The following is an 11,931-nucleotide window of genomic DNA, read 5'->3' as shown; positions in this document are numbered from 1 at the left end:
ATGCTGAAGATCGCCGATACCACTTTTACCTCACGTTTATTTACCGGTACGGGAAAATTTTCCACCCCTGAACTGATGCTGGAAGCATTGCGCGCCTCAGGGTCACAACTGATTACTATGGCGATGAAACGGGTTGATTTGCGGGCAGGGAACGATGCAATTCTTGCGCCCTTGCAACAATTAGGTGTGCGCTTGCTACCGAATACCTCAGGCGCTAAAACGGCGCAAGAAGCTGTGTTTGCTGCCCGTCTGGCGCGCGAAGCACTGGGTACCCATTGGGTAAAATTGGAAATTCATCCCGATGTGAAGTATTTATTGCCTGACCCAATAGAAACCCTAAAAGCCGCAGAAATACTGGTGAAAGAGGGATTTGTTGTTTTGCCTTACTGTGGTGCGGACCCGGTATTGTGCAAGCGGCTGGAAGAAGCAGGTTGCGCTGCCGTCATGCCATTGGGTGCACCGATTGGCTCAAATTTGGGCTTACGTACCCGTGACTTTCTGCAAATTATTATCGAGCAGGCCAAAGTGCCCGTGGTAGTCGATGCCGGAATTGGTGCGCCAAGCCATGCGCTTGAAGCAATAGAATTAGGCGCTGATGCCGTGCTGGTCAATACCGCAATTGCTGTGGCGCGCTCACCCGTGCAAATGGCGCATGCCTTCCGCTTAGCAGTTGAATCTGGTGAATTGGCGCGTCAGGCTGGGCTTGGCAACCAACAATTTGGCAAGGCCATTGCCACCAGCCCACTGACTGGCTTTCTCAGCCAGTTAGGGGAGGAGCATCATGTCTGAAGATTTCAGTCAACACTGGCAACAATTAGATTGGGATGATATTTCCCTGCGCATTAACAGTAAAACCGCCGCTGATGTTGAGCGGGCCATTAATGCTGTCAAACCGAATCGCGACGATTTAATGGCGTTGATTTCGCCCGCTGCACTGGCTTATCTCGAACCCATGGCGCAAAAAGCCCAGCAACTGACCCGCCAGCGTTTTGGTAACACGGTGAGTTTTTATGTGCCGCTCTACCTTTCTAATCTGTGCGCCAATGATTGTACTTATTGTGGTTTCTCGATGAGCAATCGCATCAAGCGCAAAACATTGGATGAAGCAGAAATCATCCGTGAGTGTGACGCGATCAAAACGCTGGGTTTTGAACATCTGCTGCTGGTCACTGGCGAACATCAGGCAAAAGTAGGAATGGATTACTTTCGTCGTCACTTCCCAGCTATTCGTAGTCGCTTCAGTTCACTGATGATGGAAGTTCAACCATTGGCACAAGAGGAGTATGCGGAGTTAAAAACGTTGGGATTAGACGGAGTGATGGTTTATCAGGAAACCTATCACCCAGCGACTTACCAGCAACATCACTTGCGCGGGCATAAGCAAGATTTTCACTGGCGGCTGGCAACCCCAGATCGTCTCGGTCGGGCCGGGATCGACAAGATCGGGCTAGGTGCGTTGATCGGGCTGTCTAATAGTTGGCGCACGGACTGTTATATGCTGGCGGAGCATCTGTTTTATCTGCAACAGACTTATTGGCAAAGTCGCTACTCTATTTCGTTTCCACGACTACGACCTTGTGCGGGCGGTATCGAGCCTGCATCTCTGATGAGTGAGCCGCAACTGCTGCAATTAATCTGTGCTTTTAGATTGTTTGCCCCCGATGTGGAACTGTCGCTATCTACCCGTGAATCACCTTTCTTCCGCGACAATGTCATTCCAGTCGCGATTAATAATGTCAGTGCTGGTTCCAAAACTCAGCCTGGTGGGTATGCGGATAATCATCCAGAGCTTGAACAATTTGCTCCTCACGATAATCGTACACCTGAGCAGGTAGCACAGGCATTGACGCGGGCGGGGTTACAGCCGGTGTGGAAGGATTGGGATCGCCATTTAGGGCGTTCCCTGCAATAAATCGACCGTTTAAATCCTAAAAAAAAGCAAAAAAAAACCGCCCCGTAAGGAGCGGTTTTTACGTTGGTGAGCAACAAAGAGATTAGTCTTTGCTGTTACCAAAACCGGCGTTCAGCAATTCAGCCAGGTTAGCCGTTGCTTCATCCGCGCTAACTTGCGGCACAACAGGAACTTCACCCAGAGCTTTACGACGTGCACGATCCTGATGATAAGCGTAACCGGTACCGGCTGGGATCAGACGGCCCACGATTACGTTTTCTTTCAGGCCACGCAGTTCATCACGTTTACCGGCAACTGCCGCTTCAGTAAGAACGCGCGTGGTTTCCTGGAACGAAGCCGCAGAGATGAAGGACTCAGTCGCCAAGGATGCCTTGGTAATACCCAGCAGGTCACGCGTGAACGTAGCCTCGATTTTGCCTTCGGCTGCCAGCTTACGGTTAGCGATTTTAACGCGAGACATTTCTGCCTGCTCGCCTTCCAGGAAGTCAGTGCTACCTGAATCAACGATAGTGCCTTTACGCAACATCTGACGAACGATAACTTCGATGTGTTTATCGTTAATCTTAACGCCTTGCAGACGGTAAACTTCCTGCACTTCGTTGGTGATGTAGCGGGTAACCGCGTGAACGCCACGCAGACGCAGAATGTCATGTGGAGATTCTGGGCCGTCGGAAACCACGTCACCGCGTTCTACAATTTCACCTTCGAACACGTTGAGCTGACGCCATTTCGGAATCATCTCTTCGTATGCATCGCTACCATCTAACGGCGAGATAACCAGGCGACGTTTGCCTTTGGTCTCTTTACCGAACGAGATGATCCCGCTGATTTCAGCCAGGATTGCAGGCTCTTTCGGACGACGTGCTTCGAACAAGTCAGCAACACGTGGCAGACCACCGGTAATATCCTTGGTACCGCTTGATTCCTGAGGAATACGCGCCAGGGTATCACCCGCACCGATCTGAATGCCGTCTTCCAACTGTACAATCGTTTTACCTGGCAGGAAGTATTGAGCAGGCATATCAGTACCTGGGATCAATACATCGTCGCCTTTGGCATCAACGATTTTCAGTGCCGGACGCAGGTCTTTACCGCTACCGGTACGCTCTGCACTATCCAGTACTACCAGAGAAGACAAACCAGTCAGTTCGTCGGTCTGGCGGGTAATGGTCTGGCCGTCAACCATGTCCGCGAAGCGAATGAAACCGCTCACTTCGGTCACAACTGGCATGATGTGCGGATCCCAGTTAGCAACGGTTTCGCCGCCCTGGACTTCTGCGCCATCGCCTTTAGCCATTACAGCACCGTAAGGCACTTTGTAGCTTTCTTTAGTACGGCCGAATTCGTCGATCAGCTTCAGCTCGGTATTACGAGAAGTAATAACCAGCTTGCCCGCGGCATTGGTAACGAACTTGACGTTGCTCAGTTTCAAGCTGCCTTTGTTCTTAACCTGAATGCTGGACTCTGCTGCCGCACGAGATGCCGCACCACCGATGTGGAACGTACGCATCGTAAGCTGGGTACCCGGCTCACCGATTGACTGTGCTGCAATAACACCAACTGCTTCACCTTTGTTGATGATGTGACCACGTGCCAGGTCGCGACCATAGCAGTTTGCACACACACCAAAGTCAGTTTCACAGCTTACTACTGAACGAACTTTAACGCTGTCGACGGAGTTTTCTTCTAACAGATCACACCATTTTTCGTCCAACAGGGTGTTACGCGGAACCAGAATATCAGCCGTACCCGGCTTGATAACTTCCTCTGCGGTCACACGACCCAGAACGCGATCGCGCAGTGGCTCTTTAACATCACCACCTTCGATAACCGGGGTCATCACGATACCGTTATGGGTACCACAATCGTCTTCGGTTACTACCAGATCCTGTGCCACGTCAACCAAACGACGGGTCAGGTAACCGGAGTTCGCAGTTTTCAATGCGGTATCCGCCAAACCTTTACGCGCACCGTGGGTTGAGATGAAGTACTGAAGTACGTTCAAACCTTCACGGAAGTTCGCGGTGATTGGCGTTTCAATGATCGAGCCATCTGGCTTGGCCATCAGACCACGCATCCCTGCTAGCTGACGAATCTGTGCAGCAGAACCACGCGCACCGGAGTCGGCCATCATAAAGATGCTGTTGAATGACACTTGCTGTTCGACAACGCCGTCACGGTTGACAACATCTTCTACAGACAAGTTATCCATCATCGCCTTGGCAACACGTTCGTTAGCCGCAGCCCAGATATCGATCACTTTGTTATAACGTTCGCCTGCGGTTACCAGACCAGATTGGAACTGCTCCTGGATCTCGGCAACTTCAGTTTCAGCTTCTTCGATGATCCCTGCTTTCGCTTCTGGGATAACCATGTCATCGATACCTACAGAGGCGCCTGAGCGTGCTGCGTAAGCAAAACCGGTGTACATGATCTGGTCAGCAAAGATAACCGTTGGCTTCAAGCCCAGGATGCGGTAACAGGTGTTCAGCATCTTGGAGATAGCTTTTTTGCCCAGCGGCTGGTTCACGATAGAGTAAGGCAGGCCTTTCGGGACGATCATCCACAAAATAGCACGGCCAACTGTCGTATCGATGATGCTGGTGCGCGTAATGCTTTCGCCTTCGACATTACGAATTTCTTCAGTAATACGAACTTTTACGCGAGCATGCAGCGATGCCAGGCCACCACGATAAATACGTTCAGCTTCTTTCGGGCCAGTCAGAACCATGCCTTCGCCTTTGGCGTTAACACAGTCGCGGGTCATGTAATACAGACCCAATACAACGTCCTGAGAAGGAACGATGATTGGCTCGCCGTTCGCTGGTGACAGGATGTTGTTGGTAGACATCATCAACGCACGCGCTTCTAACTGAGCTTCCAGTGTCAGCGGTACGTGAACAGCCATTTGGTCACCATCGAAGTCGGCGTTATATGCCGCACAAACCAATGGGTGCAACTGGATTGCCTTACCTTCGATCAGAACCGGTTCAAACGCCTGGATACCCAAACGGTGAAGGGTTGGTGCACGGTTCAGCAGCACTGGGTGTTCGCGGATAACTTCATCCAGGATATCCCAAACCACGGCTTCTTCACGCTCAACCATCTTCTTGGCGGCTTTAATGGTGGTAGCAAGACCACGCAGTTCCAGCTTGCCGTAGATGAACGGTTTGAACAGCTCAAGAGCCATTTTCTTAGGCAGACCGCACTGATGCAGACGCAGGTATGGACCAACGGTGATAACCGAACGACCTGAGTAGTCAACACGTTTACCCAGCAAGTTCTGACGGAAACGACCTTGCTTACCTTTGATCATGTCAGCCAGTGACTTCAACGGACGCTTGTTAGAGCCGGTAATCGCACGACCGCGACGGCCGTTATCCAGCAATGCATCTACTGCTTCTTGCAGCATACGCTTTTCGTTACGTACGATGATGTCAGGAGCTGCCAAGTCCAGCAGACGCTTCAGACGGTTGTTACGGTTGATCACGCGACGATACAAATCGTTCAGATCAGAAGTCGCAAAACGACCACCATCCAACGGAACCAATGGACGCAAGTCTGGCGGCAACACAGGCAGCACGGTCAGGATCATCCACTCTGGCTTGTTGCCAGACTGTACGAACGCTTCCAGCAGCTTGATACGCTTAGTCAGCTTCTTACGCTTGGTTTCAGAATTTGTTTCGTTCAATTCTTCACGCAGGATCTCGCACTCAGCTTCCAGATCCATGTTTTTCAACAGGGCCTGAATAGCCTCGGCGCCCATTTTCGCGTCGAACTCATCACCAAACTCTTCCAACGCGTCCAGATACTGCTCTTCAGTCAGGATCTGACGACGTTCCAGGTTGGTCATACCGCCTTCAACAACCACATAGGATTCGAAGTACAGTACACGTTCGATGTCACGTAATGGCATATCCAGCAGTAAACCGATGCGGGATGGCAGCGATTTCAGGAACCAGATGTGCGCAGTTGGAGAAGCCAGTTCGATGTGACCCATACGCTCACGGCGTACTTTGGTTTGAGTCACTTCAACGCCGCATTTCTCACAAATAACACCGCGGTGTTTCAAACGCTTGTACTTACCGCACAGGCATTCGTAATCTTTTACTGGGCCAAAGATACGGGCGCAGAAAAGGCCGTCACGTTCTGGTTTGAACGTACGGTAGTTAATGGTTTCCGGCTTTTTAACTTCACCGAACGACCAGGAACGGATCATGTCTGGCGATGCCAGAGCAATTTTGATCGCATCAAACTCTTCGGTCTTAGTTTGCGCTTTCAGAAACTTTAATAAGTCTTTCACGGATTGGCTCCTGTCGGAGTTAGACCTGATAGGCGCTCAAAACGAAATTTGAGCGCCCCTGTGACCAGTACGAACCACCAGCAGACTCCCGGCTGTAAGAGTCTGCCGTCTGGCGAAGAGTTACTCTTCTTCCAGCTCGATATTGATGCCCAGCGAGCGGATTTCTTTCAACAATACGTTGAAGGACTCCGGCATGCCTGGTTCCATACGGTGATCGCCATCCACGATGTTTTTGTACATCTTGGTACGGCCGTTTACATCGTCGGACTTGACGGTAAGCATTTCCTGCAATGTGTACGCGGCGCCATAAGCTTCCAACGCCCACACTTCCATCTCACCGAAGCGCTGACCACCGAACTGAGCCTTACCACCCAGCGGCTGCTGAGTAACCAAGCTGTAAGAACCGGTAGAACGCGCATGCATCTTGTCATCAACCAAGTGGTTCAGTTTCAGCATGTACATGTAGCCGACAGTAACCTGACGTTCGAATTGCTCGCCGGTACGGCCGTCAAACAGCGTAATCTGACCAGAAGTTGGCAGACCACCTAGCTGTAACAGTTCCTTGATCTCTTTCTCTGTCGCACCATCGAAGACTGGTGTTGCAATTGGCATACCTTTTTTCAGGTTCTCAGCCAGACGCAATACTTCGTCATCGGTGAAGGTGCTCAGATCAACTTTCTGACAAACGTTGTCACCCAGATCGTAGGCTTTTTGGATGAACTCACGCAGTTTGGCAACTTCTTCCTGCTTCTTCAGCATGGCGTTGATTTTCTCGCCAATGCCTTTCGCTGCCATCCCTAAGTGGGTTTCCAAAATCTGACCGATGTTCATACGCGATGGTACGCCCAGCGGGTTCAGAACGATGTCTACCGGCGTACCGTTTTCATCGTAAGGCATATCTTCGATCGGGTTAATCTTGGAGATAACACCCTTGTTACCGTGACGACCGGCCATCTTGTCACCTGGTTGAATCTGACGTTTAACGGCCAGATACACCTTGACGATCTTCAGCACGCCTGGTGCCAAATCATCACCTTGGGTGATCTTACGACGCTTGGCATCCATCTTCTTCTCGAATTCGGATTTCATTTCGTCGTACTGCTCTGCCAACTGTTCCAGTTGGTTTTGCTTGTCTTCGTCGGTCAGGCCCAGTTCGAGCCAACGATCACGTGGTAACTTGCTCAGCTTGTCAGCTTCGATGCCACCAGAAACCAGTACTGCATGGATACGTGCAAACAGGCCCGCTTCCAGGATCTGCAATTCTTCAGTCAGGTCTTTCTTAGCCTGCTTCAGTTGCATCTCTTCGATTTCTAACGCACGTTTGTCTTTTTCTACGCCATCGCGAGTAAAGACTTGTACGTCAATAACCGTACCGGAAACACCGTTTGGTACACGCAGAGAAGAGTCTTTAACATCAGACGCTTTCTCACCAAAGATCGCACGTAACAGCTTCTCTTCTGGCGTCAGTTGGGTTTCACCTTTAGGTGTTACCTTACCAACCAGAATGTCGCCGCCGGTCACTTCAGCACCGATATATACGATACCGGATTCATCCAGTTTGGAGAGTGCAGCTTCACCCACGTTCGGGATATCAGCAGTGATCTCTTCCGGCCCCAGCTTGGTGTCACGGGACACACATGCCAGTTCTTGAATGTGGATAGTTGTGAAGCGATCTTCTTGCACCACGCGCTCGGAGACCAAGATGGAGTCTTCGAAGTTGTAACCGTTCCAAGGCATGAACGCTACACGCATGTTCTGACCCAATGCCAGTTCGCCCAGGTCTGTTGATGGGCCATCTGCCAGCACGTCGCCGCGCTCGATTGGCTCACCCAGATTCACACACGGCATCTGGTTGATACAGGTGTTCTGGTTAGAACGGGTGTATTTGGTCAGGTTATAAATATCAATGCCTGCTTCGCCCGGATACATTTCGTCTTCGTTAACTTTAATAACGATACGGGATGCATCTACGTATTGAACAGTACCGCCACGTTTAGCTACAGAGGTTACCCCTGAGTCAACCGCTACTGCACGTTCCATACCAGTACCCACCAGCGGCTTATCAGCACGCAGAGTAGGAACCGCCTGACGTTGCATGTTCGCACCCATCAATGCACGGTTGGCGTCATCGTGTTCCAAGAATGGAATCAGAGAAGCACCAACAGACACGACCTGTTGAGTGGAAACGTCCATATAGTCAACCTGATCGCGGCTAAACAGGCTTGATTCGCCTTTGCTACGACAAGTGACCAAGTCTTCAATGAAGCGGCCGTCTTCGTCCAGGTTGGAGTTCGCCTGAGCGATAACGAAATTGCCTTCTTCAATAGCAGACAAATAGTTAATTTCATCGGTCACCACACCATCGCGCACGCGACGATAAGGTGTTTCCAGGAAACCATACTCGTTGGTCTGTGCGTACACGGACAAGGAGTTGATCAGACCGATGTTTGGACCTTCTGGCGTTTCGATTGGGCATACGCGACCGTAGTGAGTCGGGTGTACGTCTCGAACTTCAAAGCCAGCACGTTCACGGGTCAAACCGCCCGGGCCCAATGCAGAGATACGACGTTTATGCGTAATCTCAGACAACGGGTTGTTCTGGTCCATAAATTGTGACAACTGGCTGGAACCGAAGAACTCTTTCACCGCCGCCGAAATCGGCTTGGCGTTGATCATGTCCTGAGGCATCAGAGTGTCGAGGTCGCCCAGAGACAAACGCTCTTTAACTGCACGCTCAACACGAACCAGACCTACACGGAACTGGTTTTCAGCCATTTCACCAACGGAACGAATACGACGGTTGCCCAAGTGGTCGATATCATCCACTTCGCCGCGACCATTACGGATATCGATGAGCTTTTTCATCACTTCGGTGATGTCTTCTTTGCTCAGAATACCGGAACCTTCGATTTCGTCACGCAGCAGAGAACGGTTGAACTTCATCCGGCCAACCGCTGACAAATCATAGCGGTCTTCGGAGAAGAACAGGTTCTCAAACAGATTTTCAGCAGCTTCGCGTGTTGGTGGCTCACCAGGACGCATCATGCGGTAGATCTCAACCAAGGCGCTCAAACGATCGCTGGTTGGGTCAACACGCAAGGTCTCGGAGATATAAGCACCGTGATCCAGATCGTTGGTGAACAATGTTTCGATTTGCTTGTGGCCAGACTGGCTCAGCTTAGCAAGCAAATCCAGTGACAACTCCATGTTGGCTGCACAGATAAGCTCACCGGTGTTCGTATCGATATAGTCTTTTGCAACTACTTTACCGGCAATGTATTCAACCGGAACTTCGATGCGATCAATGCCGTCTTTTTCAAGCTGGCGAATATGACGAGCAGTAATACGACGCGCTTTCTCGACGTAAACTTTGCCATTCGCTTCAATATCAAAGGATGCCGTTTCACCGCGCAGGCGCTCTGGAACCAATTCCATCTGCAGCTTGTTGTCACGAATCTCAAAGACCACTTTATCGAAGAACAGATCCAAGATCTGTGCAGTGGTGAAACTCAATGCGCGCAGAATGATGGTTGCAGGCAATTTACGACGACGGTCAATACGGACAAACAGGTTGTCTTTCGGGTCAAACTCGAAATCTAACCATGAACCGCGGTAAGGGATGATACGTGCGTTGTACAGCACTTTACCCGATGAATGGGTTTTACCCTTATCACTGTCAAAGAATACGCCAGGACTACGGTGCAACTGAGATACGATAACTCGCTCAGTACCGTTAATGACAAAGGTACCGTTTTCGGTCATGAGTGGAATTTCACCCATGTAGACTTCTTGTTCTTTGATGTCTTTGACCGTACCTTCAGGAGCTTCGCGCTCATAGATTACCAGACGCAGTTTAACGCGCAGCGGTGCGGAATAAGTCACACCACGGATCTGGCACTCTTTGACGTCAAATACAGGCTCACCAAGACGGTAGCTAACGTATTGCAGCTCCGAATTGCCACTGTAGCTCTGAATTGGAAAAACAGAACGGAACGCTGCTTCCAGGCCGTGCTGCCCTTCGGGATCTTGCTCGATGAATTTCTGGAACGAGTCAAGTTGGATAGAAAGGAGATAAGGTATGTCCAAAACTTGTGGACGTTTACCAAAATCCTTACGAATACGTTTTTTCTCGGTATAGGAGTAAACCATAGGGTTCCTCAGCTCGCTGAAAAGTCGACCCACTCTGTCTGCCCTAAACATAGGACAGTTCATGCAACACTATTATTTAGAATGAGAAGTTGAAACACTTCTCGAAATACTCTTTTCTATCACCCTTAAACCATTTCATCGCGTTACTTTGACTACCGAGCTACCCGAGTGGGTCGTAGCTGAGAACGCAGTATATTAAGTCGTCAATAGAAAGGAATATTGGGGGTTAGTCAGCCGCTAAACAGTGTGAAATGCGACTAACGCCCTACAGCGCAAAAAGGCTGATGACTAAAAAGTCACCAGCCATCAGCCTATAAGTTAGGCTGCGAACTCAAAGCTAAACTTACTTGATCTCAACAGAAGCACCAGCTTCTTCCAGAGATTTTTTCAGAGACTCAGCTTCGTCTTTGTTCACGCCTTCTTTCAGAACTGCAGGTGCAGACTCAACCAGGTCTTTAGCTTCTTTCAAGCCCAGGCCAGTTGCGCCGCGAACAGCTTTGATTACTGCAACTTTGTTGTCGCCGAATGAAGCCAGAACAACGTTGAACTCAGTTTGTTCTTCTACAGCTTCAGCAGCAGCAGCAGGACCTGCAGCAACAGCAGCAGCTGAAACGCCGAATTTCTCTTCCATAGCAGAGATCAGTTCAACGATTTCCATTACAGACAGAGCTGCAACGCCTTCCAGAATTTGGTCTTTAGTGATAGTTGACATAACAAGTGTTCCTAAAATACAGAAATAGTTTATACGTTAAAAAGCAGTGACTGATAAAAGTGAGGGCGATTAAGCCGCTTCAGCTTCTTTCTGATCACGCAGCGCAGCCAGAGTACGAACCAATTTGCCAGCAGCGGCTTCTTTCATGGTTCCCATCAGACGTGCGATTGCTTCTTCGTAGGTTGGCAGAGTTGCCAGGCGGTCGATCTGAGCCGCAGGGATTAACTCGCCTTCAAAGGCTGCTGCTTTAACCTCAAATTTTGCATTTTCTTTAGCAAAAGCTTTGAACAGACGAGCAGCTGCGCCCGGGTGTTCAGAAGAGAATGCAATCAAGGTTGGACCAACAAACGTGTCTTTCAGGCATTCGAATTGAGTGCCTTCAACAATGCGGCACAGCAAGGTGTTACGAACAACTTGCATGTGAACGCCAGCTTCACGACCTGCTTTACGCAGTTCAGTCATTTTGTCAACGGTAACGCCACGGGAATCCGCAACAACCGCAGACAGCGCACCTTTGGCTACTTCTTTAACTTCAGCAACAATCGCTTGTTTGCCTTGAAGATTTAGTGCCATTAGTTCTTGCTCCTGGATTAACCGGAGAATAATTCCCCGGAACTCACGTCACCCAATCCACTACAAAACGCAATGAACGGGCGTTGAAACACGGTGAGCAGAATTCAGCAAGGACAATTCTTTATAAGAAAGAAAAAATGCTTTAGGTTCTGTCACCGTCTACGCAGGAAATTAAGTGTCTTACAACACACCTGCGGTCTTGGACGGAGGCTTGGATAAGGCCAAGCTCCAACCGAAAATTCTGGTGTTCTGATGATAAGTTAGCCCCATCAACAGAAGCAT

The 11,931-nt window shown here is 50.0% G+C and carries 6 protein-coding genes; 2 read left to right on the top strand and 4 right to left on the bottom strand.

Features of this window, described 5'->3' with window-relative positions; all coding sequences use genetic code 11:
* Positions 1–789, top strand: coding sequence for a thiazole synthase (locus EL015_RS01540; protein ID WP_005192326.1), 789 nt, complete (start codon positions 1–3; stop codon positions 787–789).
* Positions 782–1,912 carry a 2-iminoacetate synthase ThiH gene (thiH, locus tag EL015_RS01535; protein WP_032907892.1) on the top strand — a complete coding sequence of 377 codons (1,131 nt, stop codon included), beginning with the start codon at positions 782–784 and terminating at the stop codon, positions 1,910–1,912. The genes EL015_RS01540 and thiH overlap by 8 nt, the downstream gene beginning before the upstream one ends.
* 82 nt (positions 1,913–1,994) lie before the next feature.
* On the opposite strand, the gene rpoC is transcribed toward thiH, so the two are convergent.
* The 4 genes from rpoC to rplJ all read right to left on the bottom strand — a co-directional run bounded on the left by rpoC (position 1,995) and on the right by rplJ (position 11,649).
* Positions 1,995–6,215, bottom strand: coding sequence for a DNA-directed RNA polymerase subunit beta' (rpoC, locus tag EL015_RS01530; protein ID WP_005192331.1), 4,221 nt, complete (start codon positions 6,213–6,215; stop codon positions 1,995–1,997).
* Positions 6,216–6,335: 120 nt separating this feature from the next.
* Positions 6,336–10,364, bottom strand: coding sequence for a DNA-directed RNA polymerase subunit beta (gene rpoB, locus EL015_RS01525; RefSeq protein WP_005192333.1), 4,029 nt, complete (start codon positions 10,362–10,364; stop codon positions 6,336–6,338).
* A gap of 343 nt (positions 10,365–10,707) precedes the next feature.
* A complete protein-coding gene (gene rplL / locus EL015_RS01520; protein ID WP_004876762.1) occupies positions 10,708–11,076 on the bottom strand; it encodes a 50S ribosomal protein L7/L12 in 369 nt (122 codons plus the stop codon).
* A gap of 69 nt (positions 11,077–11,145) precedes the next feature.
* A complete protein-coding gene (rplJ, locus tag EL015_RS01515) occupies positions 11,146–11,649 on the bottom strand; it encodes a 50S ribosomal protein L10 (protein ID WP_005192337.1) in 504 nt (167 codons plus the stop codon).
* Between the last annotated feature and the right edge of the window lie 282 nt (positions 11,650–11,931).

Origin of the sequence: Yersinia intermedia, assembly GCF_900635455.1 — a bacterium.
GTDB classification, from domain to species: Bacteria; Pseudomonadota; Gammaproteobacteria; order Enterobacterales; family Enterobacteriaceae; genus Yersinia; species Yersinia intermedia.
Note: the sequence above shows the minus strand (reverse complement) of the source record. Positions and strands in the feature narration are given on the sequence as shown.